The following is a 14,905-nucleotide window of genomic DNA, read 5'->3' on the forward strand; positions in this document are numbered from 1 at the left end:
AGACCTAGCCGAGCAGCGCCCGTGCCGTGGCCTCGTCGGTGATCAGTCCTCGCAGGCGACCGCTGAGCAGTACGGCCCGGATCGCCTCGAGCTTGTGCGCCCCGCCCGCAATGCCGACGATGTGGTCATCGGCCCGTCCGTTCAGGGCCACGCCCAGGGTCCGCGCGGTCAGCGGGTTTTCGAGCACCCGCCCCTGTGCGTCGAAGAAATAGCCGAGCATTTCGCCCACGCCGCCCTCGGCCTTGATGTCCCGGATCTCCTGCGGGTGCATCATGCCGGACGAAACGAGCTGGGCGTCGGCATCGACCGAGCCGATGCCCACCACCTTCAGCTCCGCGCCATTGGCCATGGCGAGCACCTCGCTGATGCCGCGCTGGGCGAGCAGGACCGCCTTATCCTCAGCGGAGTTGGCGAAGAACGGCACCGGCATCACATAGGCCTGCGCTCCGGTCTTCTCCGCGATGGAGTGCATGACGTCATGCGGGTTGACGGCATAATTGCGGGTAAGCACGCCGAGCAGCGAGACGAAACGCATTTGGCCGGCCGCGATGCGGGACATATGCGCGACGGCCGATGTCAGGGTCCGCCCATGGCTGAGGCCGATGGTGCGATGGTCGCCGCGCTCGATCTCGCGCCGCAGGAACCCCGCCCCGGCCTGGCCGAGCGCGCGCAGCGGGATGCCCTCCTCGCCGAGATCGGGCGCGACTTCGCAATGATCGAGATGGAAGCGCCGGCAGAGTTCCGCTTCCAGCTCGACGCATTCGACGATGTCGCCGTCGATGGAAACCTTGACCACCCCGCTCGCCACCGCCCGCGCAATGAGGCGATGGGTCTTCACCGAGGGCAGGCCGAGCCGCTTGGCCACCGCCGCCTGGGTGAGGCCGCCAACATAATGCAGCCAGGCGGCGCGGCAGGCGAGGGATTCCTCCAGCTCGTTCTCGGTGACGGCGCGTCCGGTCCCGCCTCCCCGCCCCGTTCCCTTTGCGTCAGACATGAAGATCCTCCGCGCCTGTCCCGATGAAGGGCGCCCAGAAGGCGATGCTCTCGGCAATCTGGGGAATGACCTGGCGATCGTTGGGCTCGCGTTCCTTGAAGCTCAGCTCCAGGCAGATCTCGTTGTCGTCGGCACCACCCTCGGCCAGGGCGGTCAGCAACGGTTCGGGCTGGATCCGGCCCCTGGCATTGAACTCGGCCGTGAAGGGCCGATGCCCTCCCTTGTCCATCAGGCTCTGCTTGATGTGGATGATCGGGGACACCTTCGGTACGGCCCGCGCCCAGGCATAGGGGTCGTAGTCGTCGGGGTTGGACGAGGTGACGTCGCCATGATCGATATCGGCCATCATCCACATCGGCACGGCCATGTCGGCGGCCGTCAGCCGCCGCTGCAGCGACAGGCAGGCCTCGATGGTTTCGCCGAATTCGCGGCCGATGCTCATCGGCTCCCAGAAGACGGAGGTCAGGCCGGCGGTCTTGGCGTGCTCGGCGACCTCGGCCCAGCAGTCGATGGCGATCCGGATCAGCTCCTCACGCCTGATGGCATCGTCGTAATCGGCAAAAGTGAAGATGGCGAATTGCGTGCCGACCGACGTGCCGCCGAGATCGCCGATGATGTCGGCGAAGGTCTTGAACCAGTCGACATAATAGCGCCGCACATCCGGATCGGGATGTCCAAAATGATTGAGCCGGCCATAGGGCCCGGTCATGCCGCTGGTCACACGCACACCAGTGCGGGCCAGGGCGCCGCTCATCTGGCGGACCAGGCGCCGTATGGTGGGCGCCGGCCAGCTCGGGTTGATGAATTCATGGGTGAGCTGCAGGTCGCGCAGCCTGAGATCACCAGCCACCGTGTCGATCAGATCGTCGGGATCGGCGAAGCGGTTCACGAGCGGATTGGTATTGAGGGACAGCGTCAGAGGCATCGGACCCTCAGGCAGAAGCGTTGGAAAAACGGGTCGGCGTAGCCTCGGCTGCGGTCGGCATCTCCTGCTCGAACCAGGCGGTGAAGGCCGCCTTTTCAGGTTCGCTCAGATGGAGATAATGCTTGGTCCGGCGCACCAGGACGTCCTCGGCGCTGCGGGCCCATTCATGGCCGGCGAGATAGCGCGCCTCGGCCTCGAAGAGGCTGCCGCCGAAATGGCGGCCGAGATCGGCGACACTGCGCGCCGGGCCGACGACCTGAGGCGTGCGCGCGCCATAGGCACGACCATAGTGCTGGAGCAGCCGGTTGGGCATCCAGGGATAGGCCGTGCGCAGGCTCTCGACGAAGCTGACATAGTCGGCATTCTCGATCTCGCCGCCAGGCAACTTGGCTTCACGCGTCCAGTCGCCGCCCATTTTGGGAAAGAATTTGCCGAGCCGGTGCAGCGCACGCTCGGAGAGTTCGCGAAAGGTGGTGATCTTGCCGCCGAAGACGTTGAGCAGCGGCACCCCGCCGGTCTCGTCGAGATCGAAGACGTAATCGCGCGTGACGGCGGACGGATTGCCCTTGCCGTCGTCGAAGAGCGGCCGGACCCCCGAGAAAGCGTGCAGCACGTCCTGCCGCCGCAGCTTCTGCTTGAAGTAGCGGTTCACCGCCGTGATCAGGTAGTCGATTTCCTTCTCGTCGGCAGCGACATCCTCGGCAGGCCCCTGATAGGCGATATCGGTGGTGCCGATCAGCGCCATGTCCCCTTCATAGGGATTGATGAAGATCACGCGCTTGTCGTGGTTCTGCACCAGATAGGCCTGCTGCCCCTCCCAGAATTTCGGCACGATGATGTGGCTGCCCTTGACCAGGCGCACATTGCGCGTGGAGTTGGAGCCAGCCTGTGCGATGACGTCGGAGACCCAGGGTCCTGCCGCATTGGCGATGCATCGGGCCCGGTGCGTGCGGGTTTCGCCTGTCACCGTATCGCGGGTGGTGACGGTCCAGCCCCCCTCCTCCCGCCGCGCTGAAATCGCCGCCGTGCGAGTGAGGATCGTGGCGCCCTTTTCCGCGGCGCCGAGCGCGTTGAGCGCGACGAGACGCGCATCATCCACCCAGCAGTCCGAATATTCGAAACCCTTGGTGTATTGGTCGAGGATCGGCGCGCCGACAGGGTCGCGCCGCAGATCCAGCACGCGCGTGCCGGGAAGCTTCTTGCGGCCGCCGAGATGGTCGTAGAGGAAGAGGCCGAGGCGTACCAGCCAGGCAGGCCTGTCCTGCGGGCTGTGCGGCAGCACGAACCGCATCGGCCAGATGATGTGGCAGGCCGAGTTCAACAGGACTTCGCGCTCGATCAGCGCTTCGCGAACCAGGCGGAACTCGTAATATTCCAGATAGCGCAGACCGCCATGCACCAGCTTGCCCGAGCGTGAGGAGGTGCCCTGGGCCAAATCGTCCTTTTCCACCAGCGTGACGGACAGGCCGCGGCCTGCCGCATCGCGGGCGATGCCGGCACCGTTGATGCCACCGCCGATCACCAGAAGGTCGATCATCTCACTCATACTGCAAGGCTCCTTCCCGCGGCGGGCGCCGCGCCCGCCCCGCCGGCATCGTGCCGGACGGCCGCAAGCGCTTTCCAGGCCGGGATCAATTCGAGGCGCGAGGCCCTGAAGGCGGGGAACAGTTGGTCGTAAAGGCTCGCCAGGGCCGGATCGGGCGGTTCGGGTGCACCCAGGAGAGGCGTCACCCACTGGGCGACGCAAGCATCCATGTCCTTGAAGGCGCCAACGGCAACCGCCGCCATCATGGCCGCGCCGGCGGCGCCGGCCTCCTCGCGCGAGGAAACCCGCAGCGGCGCGTTGATCGCAGCGGACAGCACGCCGCGCAAAGCACGCGAGCGCACCGCACCGCCAGCCAGGCGCAGCTCGGCCGGCAGGTCACCCATGGCGGCGTAGCAATCGCGCATGGCCAGGCCGAGCCCCTCGACGACGGCACGCACCAGATCGGCATAGCGATGCCCGGCGGAGAGGCCGATGAAGCCGGCACGGGCATCGGCATCGACGAAGGGACCGCGTTCCCCGGCATCGGAAATATAGGGATGGTAGATCAGCGATCCCGGGCGGCTGTCGGCCAGCCAGCCATCGATGCGCTTCACCAGGTCCTGATGCGTGACCTTCTGGCCCATCTGGGCAAGGATGTCGGTCGCGATCGTCAACACCCAGTCGATGTTGAGCGTGGCCGCCATGTTGGTCTGGACCTGGGTGACGACACCGGGCACCGGCAGGGCGATGACATAGCCGGTGCCTTCAGCATTGAGATGAACGTCCGCCGCCTTCTTGGCCCGCATGTGGACGCCGGTCGAGCCGATGGTCGAGCAGGCCGCATCGCCCGAACCACCATAGACACCCGCCCCCAGCGCGGCCATGACCATGTCGACATAGCCCAGGCTCACCGGCGTGCCCGCCAGCAATCCCGTCTGCTCGGCCGCGCGCGCCGTGAGGGCATGCGTGATCTGGCTGCCGTCGATGATCTCCGGCAGCAATTTGCGCCGATGCGTCAGGCCGAGGGCCTCCACCACCCCATCGTCATAGCGGCGGGTACGGAAATTGCCGAAGGTGAAGCTGGCTTCCGACGGGTCCGTGGCGCGCACGCCCGTCAGGTTCAGATAGAGCCAGTCCTTGCAGTGCAGCGCCACCTCGGCCCTGTCGAGCAAGGACGCGTCGTGACGGTCCATATGGGCCATTTGCGACCCCTGCTGGCAGGTATTGAGGCCCGTGCCCGTGGCCTCGAAGCGTGCCCGGTTCAGCGGCGAGGCCGCCAGGCCCTGCACTGTGGGCGCAGCCCGTGCGTCCAGCCATAGCCAGGCATCGGCCGTCGGCACATTGTCCGCTCCCACCAGCCAGGTGCCGTCGCCCTGGGCCGTGACTGCGAGCGCTGCCGTTCGAGCCGCCAGATTCTCAACCTTCTCGGCCAGCCCTCGCAGCGCCGTGACACAGTCGGCCCAGGTCACCTCCAGTGACTGGGTGGCCGAACCGTCAGGCCCACGTTGGTAGCGATTGGGTACGGACGAGGCCCCGACCTGTCGGCCGCCGAAATCGAAGGCGACAGCCTTGATCACCGAGGTCCCGGCATCCACCCCGATCAGCAGATCAGCGGGCATCGCAACATCCTTTGCGAACTGACGGGTCGACACTTCCGCGCATGAACCATCTCCCAGGCAGGGCTAGGCCTCCCACGTCGCCGACGATTTCCGCCGTGCGCATCGATCTTCGATCACTGTGTTTCATATATCACAAAGATATCATACGTCACGTAATTTATTGCTGAGATAACATATTATTTCATTCGATTGCGCCTGCCTCTAAAAGACGAAGGTGCATCCGAAAGCCGGAACCACCCTCCGGACACCACAGCCAAAACGAAGCCGAAAATCGCGAGACTTCTCAATTTCCTGAGTTGATTAAACTGATTTAACTTATTGATTAATATATAAAAATCATATTTTCCGATATTTTACACGCCAACTCTTCGGGCTGACGGCCACGCAGCGGATCGCACTGCCACGCCAGAGATCACCCCCGCGTCATCGAGGGAAACGCACCGAGAGACTGCTCTTTCCAGGAAACTTTCTCACCGGCCCAACGAGTCCATGTTTATAACTCTGTTGACGTTTTATAAAACACAGATATAACATATCTCAATGATCAGCGAGAGAGCCGTTCCGGCCCGTGAGAGCGGGTCGCATCAGCGGCAGAATGGGAGGAGCCATGCTGCGCATTCGGCGCACCGGGTCCGCGCTTGCGGCACAGACCGGCGCGAGCCTCGGCCGGGCACTCCCTCATCTCCGTTTCCTGGTCGCATGCAGCGAAAATGGTGGGCTTCGTCATGAGCAATAGTCATGGTGCATCCGCGAGGGCACCGGCCGCCGCTGGCTGGCGTCGGCTGATCGTGCCCGCGCTTGCCGTTCTCGTCGCCGCGGGCATCGCCTTCGACACCCGCATCGTGCAGATCGGCTCCAAGGACGATGTGCGCCAGGCGGCCTTTTCGCCCGACAGCTACGGCGCCGAGCATTTCCCGCAGGTCAAGGCGGCCATCGAGCAGCGCGCCGTCGAGGCCAAGACCCTCGCACCCGAGATTCTCGCCGACAAGGCGGCAGCCGCCACGAAATACGGAACCGCAGCCTCCACCGGTTCCATCATTCCCGTCCGCCTCACCGGCGTCGCCGGCGAGCAGAAGGCGGGCATCTACAAGCTCACGGTGGATGGGCTGCCGGCCTCCATCGGCGTGCGCGTCCAGACCGGCCCTGCCATCAACGGAACCGATCTTCGCGACGCGCCGGGCGATATCGCCTTCGGCCAGTTCAAGAACCAGATCGAGTATCAGAACGCCGGCTCGGCCATCAATCGCGAGATGAAGAAACAGGTACTCACCGGCATCGACACCGCCAACCTCACCGGCAAGACCCTGGAGATCGTCGGTGCCTTCCGGCTGGTGAACCCGGAAAACTGGCTGATCACACCCGTGGCGGTGACGGTGAAATGAGCCAGGCCCCCTCTCCTTCCGACGCGCAGGCACCCGAGGTCGTGCTGGCCGCCCGCAACGTGGCCAAGTCCTATGGCAATGTCCACGCCCTGAAAGGCGTGAACTTCGACATTCATCGCGGCCAGGTCACGACTTTGTTCGGCGAGAATGGCGCCGGCAAATCGACGCTCATGAAGGTCCTGTCGGGCATCGTGACGCCGACATCGGGCGAGATCCTCCTCGATGGCCAGCCCGTAGTGTTTTCCTCGGCGTCGGATGCCCGCGACCGGGGTATCTCGATCATCCACCAGGAACTCTCCCTCGCACCCAATTTGTCGGTGCGGGACAATATCTTCATGGGGCGCGAGATCATGGGCCTCACCGGCGTCGACTTCGCCAAGGAGGAAGAAGAGACGCGCGCCCTGATGGCCGAACTCGAAGAGGACATCGATCCCCTGACCCCGGTCGGCGAATTGCGGCTCGGCCAGCAGCAGATCGTCGAGATCGCACGCGCCCTCTCGGTCCGGAGCCGCATCCTGATCATGGACGAGCCGACCTCGGCCCTGTCGGCAACGGAAGTGGCGGTGCTCTTCAAGGTCATCGGCGACCTCACCAGCCGGGGCGTATCGATCGTCTACATCTCGCACCACCTCGAGGAAGCGCTCGAGATCACCAATCACGCCGTCGTCCTGCGCGACGGCACCATGACGGCCTATGCCCCGCGTGCCGAGATCGACCTCAAATGGATCGTGCGCAACATGGTGGGCGAGAACTACGATCTCGGCTCCCCGCCGGTGGGCTACGCGTTCGGCGCCACCGCGCTTTCGGTGCGCGAACTCACGGTGCCGGATCCGGCCGGTGGCGGCTACAACGTGGTCGACAAGCTGTCGCTGGACGTCAAGGCCGGCGAGATCGTCTGCATCTACGGCCTGATGGGCGCCGGCCGGACCGAATTGCTGGAAACCCTGGCCGGGCGCCTCAAGGCCTCGTCCGGCCAGATCCTGCTGGAGGATGACGAGGTCTCGGGCCTGACCATCGCCCGGCGCATCCAGGCGGGCCTTGCTTTGGTTCCCGAAGACCGGCAGCGCGATGGCCTGGTCCAGACCATGAGCGTGGGCCAGAACCTGTCCCTGGCTTCGATTGCCGACTTCACGCGCGGCCTGTTTACCTCGCTGAGGATCGAGCAGCAGCTGATCGACGACACCATCCGCAAGGTCACGGTCAAGACGGCGGGTGGCGGAGCACCCATCGGCTCGCTGTCCGGCGGCAACCAGCAAAAGGTGGTGATCGGCAAGATGCTGGCCACCAATCCCAAGGTGATCCTGCTCGACGAGCCGAGCCGCGGCATCGACATCGGCGCCAAGGCTGAAGTGTTCCGGCTTCTCGCCGAGGGCGCGCGCCGGGGTCTTGCCGTCGTCTATTCCACTTCCGAAGTCGGCGAATGCCTCTCCGTCGCGCATCGCATCATCGTCATGCGCAAGGGCCGCATCGCCGCCGAATTCGGCGCAACCGCAAGCAAGGACGAGATCATGGCCGCCTCGGGCGAAGCCGTCGTCCACTGATCCCCCCGGAGCAAGGCGCCTTCGAATGAAACCGCGCCTTTGCTCTAACTCTTTGTTTCGACACGACCTTGCGACCCCTGCCGGTGTCGGCAGATCGCAAAACGCTCTAGGCTTTTAGGAGGCCTGCCCATGTCGCAAACCGCTGCAAGTACGAGCGCCAAGGGGCAGAAATCGAGCCCCGGCATCGGCCGGTTGCTGCTCGAAGGACGCGCCTTCTTCGCGCTGATCCTCATCGTCGCGGTCTTTTCATTCCTGTCGCCCAACTATTTCACGCTCGGCAATTTCCTGACGATGGCCTCGCACGTCGCCATCTACGGCATCCTGGCGCTCGGCATGCTGCTGGTGATCCTCAATGGCGGCATCGATCTTTCGGTAGGCTCCGTGCTGGCCCTGTCCGGCTGCGTCGCCGGCTTCCTGATGGGCGGCGTGACCCTGCAAGTCGCCGGCGTCATCCTCTACCCGCCGGTCTGGGCCATCGTGGTGCTGACCCTGGTGGTCGGCGGGCTGGTCGGCGCGCTGAACGGCGTGCTCATCGCCTGGTTCCGGGTGCCCGCCTTCGTGGCCACGCTGGGCGTGATGTATGTCGCCCGCGGCGTGGCGCTGCTGATGACCAACGGCCTCACCTACAACAATCTCTCCGGCCATGCCGATCTCGGCAATACCGGCTTCGAGTGGCTGGGCTTCAACCGCCTGTTCGGCGTGCCGATCTCGGTGCTGATCCTGGCGGCGCTCGCCATCGTCACGGCCCTGGTGCTCGGCCGCTCCGCTTTCGGCCGCTGGCTTTATGCCTCGGGCGGCAATGCCCGCGCCGCCGAATTGTCGGGCGTGCCGGTCAAGCGCGTGCAGATCACCGTCTATACCGTCTCCGGCATCCTGTCGGCGATCGCCGGGCTGGTGCTGTCCTCGCAGCTGACTTCGGCCGGCCCCACGGCGGGCACAACCTATGAACTCACGGCCATCGCCGCCGTGGTGATCGGCGGCGCCGCCCTCACCGGCGGGCGCGGCACGGTCCAGGGCACGATGCTGGGTGCCTTCGTCATCGGCTTCCTGTCGGACGGCCTGGTGATCATCGGCGTATCCTCCTACTGGCAGACCGTCTTCACCGGCACGGTGATCGTGCTCGCCGTCCTGCTCAACTCGATCCAGTACAAGGCCCGCGGCCGGCAAGGCTAGGAGTCCGCGCAGAAACTTTCCCATTTCGGCAACAACAACAGATCTGCAGTGGGATCGTTGCCGTCTTGCGACGGCAGACAACTTCACCAATCAAGGGAGATGCCCAATGTTCAAAAAAGGCATGCGTTTACTGGTTGCGGCCGTCGCCGTGACCCCGTTGCTGATCGGCTCGGCCTCGGCGGCGGGCCTGATCTCGATCATCGTCACCGATCCGGCCAATCCTTACTGGTTCACCGAGGGCGAGGTCGCCAAGAAGACCGCCGAGCAGCTCGGTTACACCGCCTCGGTCGCCGCCCATAAGGGCGACACCAACACCGAGAGCACGCTGATCGACACTGCCATCACCAACAAGTCCGCCGCCATCATCCTCGATCCGGCCAACGCCGACGGATCGGTCGGTGCGGTCAAGAAGGCCGTCGATGCCGGCATTCCGGTGTTCCTCGTCAATGCCGAGATCAACAAGGAGGGTCTGGCCAAGGCCCAGCTGGTCTCGAACAATGCGCAGGGCGCCGCTGTCGGCGCAGAACAGTGGGTGAATTCGGTCGCCAAGTCGGGCAAATATGTCGAGCTGTTCGGCAACCCCGCCGACAACAACGCCGCCACCCGCTCCAACGGCTATGAAACCGTGCTGACGCAATATCCCGACCTGACCAAGTCGGCCCAGGAAGTCGCCAACTGGGATCGCGCCCAGGGCTACCAGAAGATGCAGTCGATGCTGCAGGCCCATCCCGACATCATCGGCGTGATCTCCGGCAATGACGAGATGGCCCTCGGTGCCGTCGCGGCGCTGAAGGAAGCCGGCAAGCTCAAGCAGGTCAAGGTCGGCGGCTTCGACGGCTCGCCCGATGCGGTCGCCGCCATCAAGGCTGGCGAACTGCAATACACCGTCCTGCAGCCGGTTGCCGTCTTCTCCAAGGAAGCGGTGGTCCAGGCCGATACCTTCATCAAGACCGGCAAGACCGGCGCGGCGACCGAAAAGCAGCTCTTCGACTGCGTCCTGATCACCAAGGACAATGTCGACAAGTATGTCTCGGCCTTTACGCTCGCCAAGTAATGACGAAGCCGGGATGGCTGTTGGCCATCCCGGCTCTCGCAGGGCGTGTCGCGTCCTTCCACAGCGGTGATTGCTGCAGGCAGGCATATTCCCGCGCTTCGGGATATTCTGCCCCGGCACAATCCGGAAACAGACCGACATGACATCGACGAGAGCCACGCAGGACGAAACGCTGGAACAGATCATCGCCGATCAGGTGCCGAGCGACAGCCGCCATGCCCGACAGTTGGCCCGCCGCCAGCTCATCATGCAGGCGGTAATGGCCGAGGGCACCATGCGCATCGAGGAACTGGCGGAACGTTTCGCCATCAGCCTGATGACCGTGCATCGCGATCTCGACGAGTTGATCAATCGCGGCCTGCTGCGCAAGTCTCGGGGCATCGTGTCGGCGACGCCCACCAGCCTGGTCGAGTCGAGCGATGTCTACCGTTCCATGCGCCAGGCCGTGGAAAAGCGTGCCATCGCCCAGGTGGCGTCCCAGTTCCTGGAAGCCGGGCAGGCCGTCTTTTTCGACGATTCGACCACAGTGCTGCAGATGGCGCCTCATATCGCGGCCCGCGTGCCACTGACGGCGATCACCAACTCGATCCCGCTGATGAACGAGTTGAAGGAAATGAACGATGTCACCCTGCTCGGCCTCGGCGGGCGCTACTACAATTGGTGCAACGCCTTCATGGGCCCTGCCACCACTGCCGAGATCCGCCGTCTTCGCGCCGACTGTGTCTTCCTGTCGATGTCCGCCATCACCGATGACATGGTGTTCCACCAGTCCGCCGAGATGGTCGAGACCAAGCGGGCCATGTTCGACAGTGCGGCCAAGCGGATCCTGCTTGCCGATCACACCAAGTTCCAGCGTCGTGCCCTGCATGCGATGGGCAATCTCAGCGAGTTCGATGCCATCATCATCGACGATGGCATGGCCCCGCTCCAGGTCGAATTGCTGCGATCGCGCGGCATCAACATCGTGATCGCGCCGCTCAAGCTGCGCTCATCCCATCCTGCGTGACGATATCCGGCATTTCGTCCGGCGGTCTCGCATCATCTGCAACAACCCTTCGCGACGGAGTGCCTGCCAATGCCGACCCTCATCGGAATCGATAATGGGCTGACGGTGACCAAGGCAGCCGTCTTCGATGAAAAAGGCACGCTGCTCGCGGTTGCCCGCCGGCGCATTCCCCAGATCATCCCCCATCCCCACCATGTCGAACGCGACATGGTGGGCCTCTGGCAGGCGACGGCCGAGGCCATTGCCGAAGCGCTCGAAAAAGCCGGGCGTCCCGCGAGCGATGTCGCGGCGGTTGCCGCGACCGCCCATGGTGACGGCCTCTATCTTCTCGACGCGGAGCGCCGACCACTCGGCAACGGTATCCTCTCGCTCGACAGCCGCGCTGCCTCGGTCGTGGCCGAGTGGGATAGGGACGGCACCGCCGCCACCGCCCTCGCCCGCACCGGCCAGGTCGCGCATGCCTCGGCTCCCTCGGCGCTGCTGGCCTGGATCAAACGCCACGAGCCCGAGCGCTTCGCCAGGATCGCCCATGTCCTGGCCTGCAAGGACTGGCTGCGCTTTTGCCTGACCGGAACGCTCGGCACGGATCTCACCGAGGCCAGCACCTCATTCACATCCGTGCAAAGCCAGGTCTTTGAGCCGGACATCCTTTCGATCTTCGGCCTCGATGGCCTTGCCGGTGCCCTGCCTGCGGTTACCCGGCCGGACGAGATCATCGGCACGGTTTCGCAGGCCGCAGCCGCGGCGACCGGCCTGAGGGCCGGCACCCCGGTGGTGGCCGGCGTGCACGACGTCGTCGCCTCCGCCCTCGGCATCGGCGGCCATCGCGAGGGCACCGTCGCGATCGTCGCGGGGACCTATTCGATCAACGAGACGATCGCCAGCACGCCGAAGACCGATGCACGCTGGTTCTGCCGCAACGGCATCAAGCCGGGCGAATGGAACCATATGAGCATATCGCCGGCCTCCGCCGCCAATTACGACTGGTTCCTGGATACGCTCTGCGCGATCGAACGGCGCAGCGCCGATGAGACGAACGGCTCCATCCATACCGCCATCGGGGCCGAAATCGAGGCCGCGCTTGCCCGGCCTTCCACGGTGCTCTTTCACCCCTATCTCTACGGTTCACCGCATGGCGCGACCGCCAGCGCCGGCTTTCTCGGCCTGCGCGGCTGGCATGATCGCGGCGACATGCTGCGTGCCGTGATCGAAGGCATCGCCTTCAACCATCGTGTGCATGTCGATGCCCTGCGCGAAGGCTTTTCCCCCCGGGCCATCAGCCTGACGGGCGGCATTTCGAGAAATCCCCTCTACGCCCAGATCTTCGCCAATGCGCTCGGCCTGCCCGTCACCGTGAACGAAACGGAGGAGGCAGCCGCCTGGGGCGCCGCCCTGTGTGCCGGCGCCGGTGCCGGCCTCTATGCGTCGCCAACGCAAGATCCGCGCGATCTCGCAGCGCTCGCCCGGCATTACCAGCCGGATCCCACGCGCAGCCAGCAGTTGCAGGAGCGCTACGCGCTGCATTGCGACATCGCCACGCAACTTGCGCCCCTGTGGCCGCGCATCGAAGCCCTCGCCTCGCAAGCGGCCTAGCGCGGCGGATCTCGCGCCGCACGACCTTTCGGTATTTGACATGACCAAAGACATTGACGTTCTCATCCTCGGCGCCGGCATCAACGGCGCGGGCCTGTTTCGCGATCTCTGCGAGCAGGGCCTGACCTGCCTGATCGCCGACAAGGCTGATTTCGGCTCCGGCACCAGCGCCGCTCCGTCCCGGCTGATCCATGGCGGCATCAAATATCTGGAAACGGGGGAATTGCGCCTCGTCGCCCAGTCGACGCTGGAGCGCAACCTCCTGCTGCGCAATGCGCCGCATCTGGTCGAGCCCCTGTCCACCGTGATCCCGATCTTCTCCTGGCTGCAGGGCATCCCGGCGGCGTTGCGCACCTTGTTCGGTTCGACCACGGCGCCGCGCAACCGTGGCGCCGTGCTCATCAAGATCGGCTTGGCGCTCTATGATTTCTATGGCGCCCGCCATCGCGTCATGCCCAAACATGCCCTGTGGTCCCGGGGCCGCGCGCTCACCGAAATCGCACCGATGACGCCGAAGATCGTCGCCGCGGGCACCTATTACGACGCCAAGGTCACCTGTCCGGAACGGCTGGTGCTGGAACTGCTGCAGGACGGCATAGCGGCCAGCCCGGGCTCCGAAGCCCTGAATTATACGAGCCTGGTGTCGGCCGAGAACGGCGTCATAGGCCTGCGCGGACCAGACGGCACGGAGCGGGCCGTTCGCCCGCGAATCGTCGTCAATGCGGCCGGTCCCTGGATCGATCACGTCAACCAGGCCCTCGGTTCGCCCACCAAGCTGATCGGCGGCACCAAGGGCTCGCATATCCTGCTCGACCATCCCGATCTGCTCGCGGCACTCAAGGGACGGATGATCTATTTCGAGGCCAATGACGGGCGCATCTGCCTGGTCTACGACTATCTCGGCCGGGCCCTGGTCGGCTCGACCGACATCCGCGCCGACGATCCCGACACGGTTCGTTGCGACGACGAGGAGATCGACTATTTCCTCAAGAGCCTGCGCGATCTCCTGCCCGGCCTGGCCTTTTCGCGTGATCAGATCGTCTACGCCTATTCCGGCATCCGCCCCCTGCCCGCCTCCGGCAATACGGCTGCCGGGCTGATCAGCCGCGATCATTCGGCTCCCGTGCTGGAACCCGCCAAGGACCGTCCCTACCCGATCATCTCGCTGGTCGGCGGCAAGTGGACGACATTCCGCGGCTTTGCCGAGGAGGTCTGCGATCTCGTCCTGGGACGCCTCGGCCAGGCGCGCAGGCGCGGCACGCGGGACCTCGCCATCGGCGGCGGACGCGACTATCCGGGCGAACCGGCCAGCCATGCCCGTTGGATCGATCAGACGGCAAAGGCAACCGGTGCGTCCGCCGAACGCGTCGCCGAGTTGCTCGGGCGTTATGGCACGACGGCGCGGGCCATCCTTACCCATGAGGGACCGCAGGCAGCCCGATTGGCCGATGCGGACGACTATTCCTGGGGCGAAATCGACTGGCTGACGCGCCATGAAAAGGTCGTGACACTCGAGGACATCGTGATGCGGCGCAGTACCCTGGCCATCACCGGCCGCCTCAGCAGCCGTGACCTCGCGACGATTGCCGACATCGCGGCCCGGGCCCTTGGATGGAACGAAGAGCAACGCAACGAACAGCTGGCAAAAACGCGGGAGATACTCGCGGCGCGCCATCGCAGTCGGTTCGAAAAATAGCCCGCTTCCGTCGAGGGACTACCGGGGTCGTCCTCCCTAGAGCAAAGCGCGTTCAGGCGTGAACGCTTTTTTACTCTAACTCTCTGATTCGACGCGTCTTTGCGATTCTTGGTGATTCAACCAAATCGCAAAACGCTTTAGCTCCCTTTTGCCCTCGACCTGATCCGGACGGTGAAGCGCACTCTATCCAAGGGTGGCGCCGGCAACCGCGCTCTCACCGCGCGGCCGGAACCGTTGCGGCTGCCTTCAGGGATCGGCAAGACCGGACCTTCCACACTTGCATCGATCCGTAGCGACGGTGGCAGGCCCTGCTTCTCGCAACAGAACATAGCTAGAGATATACCGATCTCAACAAAAACTTCTACTCTCGGCAAACGATTCGTAGACACCCGTCAAT

The 14,905-nt window shown here is 64.7% G+C and carries 11 protein-coding genes; 7 read left to right on the top strand and 4 right to left on the bottom strand.

Annotated features, from left to right (window positions below; translation table 11 throughout):
• Nucleotides 1–4 precede the first annotated feature (4 nt).
• The 4 genes from ABXS05_RS27485 to ABXS05_RS27500 are packed head-to-tail and all read right to left on the bottom strand — an operon-like array spanning nt 5 to nt 5,063.
• A complete protein-coding gene (locus tag ABXS05_RS27485; RefSeq protein ID WP_367626062.1) occupies nt 5–994 on the bottom strand; it encodes a sugar-binding transcriptional regulator in 990 nt (329 codons plus the stop codon).
• Complete coding sequence (locus tag ABXS05_RS27490; protein ID WP_367626063.1) at nt 987–1,919, bottom strand: sugar phosphate isomerase/epimerase family protein; 933 nt, start codon at nt 1,917–1,919, stop codon at nt 987–989. Before ABXS05_RS27490 ends, ABXS05_RS27485 begins: the two co-directional genes overlap by 8 nt.
• 7 nt (nt 1,920–1,926) lie before the next feature.
• Nucleotides 1,927–3,465: a glycerol-3-phosphate dehydrogenase gene (locus ABXS05_RS27495; RefSeq protein WP_367626064.1), complete on the bottom strand. Its 1,539-nt coding sequence runs from the start codon at nt 3,463–3,465 to the stop codon at nt 1,927–1,929.
• A complete protein-coding gene (locus tag ABXS05_RS27500; RefSeq protein ID WP_367626065.1) occupies nt 3,462–5,063 on the bottom strand; it encodes an FGGY-family carbohydrate kinase in 1,602 nt (533 codons plus the stop codon). Before ABXS05_RS27500 ends, ABXS05_RS27495 begins: the two co-directional genes overlap by 4 nt.
• 725 nt (nt 5,064–5,788) lie before the next feature.
• On the opposite strand from ABXS05_RS27500, the gene ABXS05_RS27505 reads away from it, so the two are divergent.
• The 7 genes from ABXS05_RS27505 (at nt 5,789) to ABXS05_RS27535 (ending at nt 14,508) form a co-directional block, all read left to right on the top strand.
• On the top strand, nt 5,789–6,445 hold the full coding sequence (locus ABXS05_RS27505; protein WP_149249581.1) for a DUF2291 family protein: 657 nt from the start codon (nt 5,789–5,791) through the stop codon (nt 6,443–6,445).
• Entirely contained in the window at nt 6,442–7,986 is a 1,545-nt protein-coding gene (locus ABXS05_RS27510; RefSeq protein WP_367626066.1) for a sugar ABC transporter ATP-binding protein, read from the top strand. The genes ABXS05_RS27505 and ABXS05_RS27510 overlap by 4 nt, the downstream gene beginning before the upstream one ends.
• A gap of 129 nt (nt 7,987–8,115) precedes the next feature.
• Complete coding sequence (locus ABXS05_RS27515) at nt 8,116–9,159, top strand: ABC transporter permease (protein ID WP_367626067.1); 1,044 nt, start codon at nt 8,116–8,118, stop codon at nt 9,157–9,159.
• Nucleotides 9,160–9,265: 106 nt separating this feature from the next.
• Nucleotides 9,266–10,213 carry a D-ribose ABC transporter substrate-binding protein gene (locus tag ABXS05_RS27520; protein WP_068281436.1) on the top strand — a complete coding sequence of 316 codons (948 nt, stop codon included), beginning with the start codon at nt 9,266–9,268 and terminating at the stop codon, nt 10,211–10,213.
• A gap of 139 nt (nt 10,214–10,352) precedes the next feature.
• Nucleotides 10,353–11,219 (top strand): DeoR/GlpR family DNA-binding transcription regulator, encoded by an 867-nt coding sequence (locus ABXS05_RS27525; RefSeq protein WP_367626068.1) that lies wholly within the window; start codon nt 10,353–10,355, stop codon nt 11,217–11,219.
• A gap of 69 nt (nt 11,220–11,288) precedes the next feature.
• Nucleotides 11,289–12,812: an FGGY-family carbohydrate kinase gene (locus tag ABXS05_RS27530; RefSeq protein WP_367626069.1), complete on the top strand. Its 1,524-nt coding sequence runs from the start codon at nt 11,289–11,291 to the stop codon at nt 12,810–12,812.
• A 40-nt stretch (nt 12,813–12,852) separates the two neighbouring features.
• A complete protein-coding gene (locus ABXS05_RS27535) occupies nt 12,853–14,508 on the top strand; it encodes a glycerol-3-phosphate dehydrogenase/oxidase (protein ID WP_367626070.1) in 1,656 nt (551 codons plus the stop codon).
• Nucleotides 14,509–14,905: the final 397 nt, after the last annotated feature.

This window comes from Labrys neptuniae, assembly GCF_040797145.1.
In the GTDB taxonomy this organism is placed as follows: Bacteria; Pseudomonadota; Alphaproteobacteria; order Rhizobiales; family Labraceae; genus Labrys; species Labrys neptuniae.

Excerpts from the sequence above, each read along its gene's own strand:
- ABXS05_RS27485 (WP_367626062.1), bottom strand. The coding sequence starts at position 994 with ATGTCTGACGCAAAGGGAACGGGGCGGGGAGGCGGGACCGGACGCGCC.
- ABXS05_RS27490 (WP_367626063.1), bottom strand. The coding sequence starts at position 1,919 with ATGCCTCTGACGCTGTCCCTCAATACCAATCCGCTCGTGAACCGCTTC.
- ABXS05_RS27495 (WP_367626064.1), bottom strand. The coding sequence starts at position 3,465 with ATGAGTGAGATGATCGACCTTCTGGTGATCGGCGGTGGCATCAACGGT.
- ABXS05_RS27500 (WP_367626065.1), bottom strand. The coding sequence starts at position 5,063 with ATGCCCGCTGATCTGCTGATCGGGGTGGATGCCGGGACCTCGGTGATC.
- ABXS05_RS27505 (WP_149249581.1), top strand. The coding sequence starts at position 5,789 with ATGAGCAATAGTCATGGTGCATCCGCGAGGGCACCGGCCGCCGCTGGC.
- ABXS05_RS27510 (WP_367626066.1), top strand. The coding sequence starts at position 6,442 with ATGAGCCAGGCCCCCTCTCCTTCCGACGCGCAGGCACCCGAGGTCGTG.
- ABXS05_RS27515 (WP_367626067.1), top strand. The coding sequence starts at position 8,116 with ATGTCGCAAACCGCTGCAAGTACGAGCGCCAAGGGGCAGAAATCGAGC.
- ABXS05_RS27520 (WP_068281436.1), top strand. The coding sequence starts at position 9,266 with ATGTTCAAAAAAGGCATGCGTTTACTGGTTGCGGCCGTCGCCGTGACC.
- ABXS05_RS27525 (WP_367626068.1), top strand. The coding sequence starts at position 10,353 with ATGACATCGACGAGAGCCACGCAGGACGAAACGCTGGAACAGATCATC.
- ABXS05_RS27530 (WP_367626069.1), top strand. The coding sequence starts at position 11,289 with ATGCCGACCCTCATCGGAATCGATAATGGGCTGACGGTGACCAAGGCA.
- ABXS05_RS27535 (WP_367626070.1), top strand. The coding sequence starts at position 12,853 with ATGACCAAAGACATTGACGTTCTCATCCTCGGCGCCGGCATCAACGGC.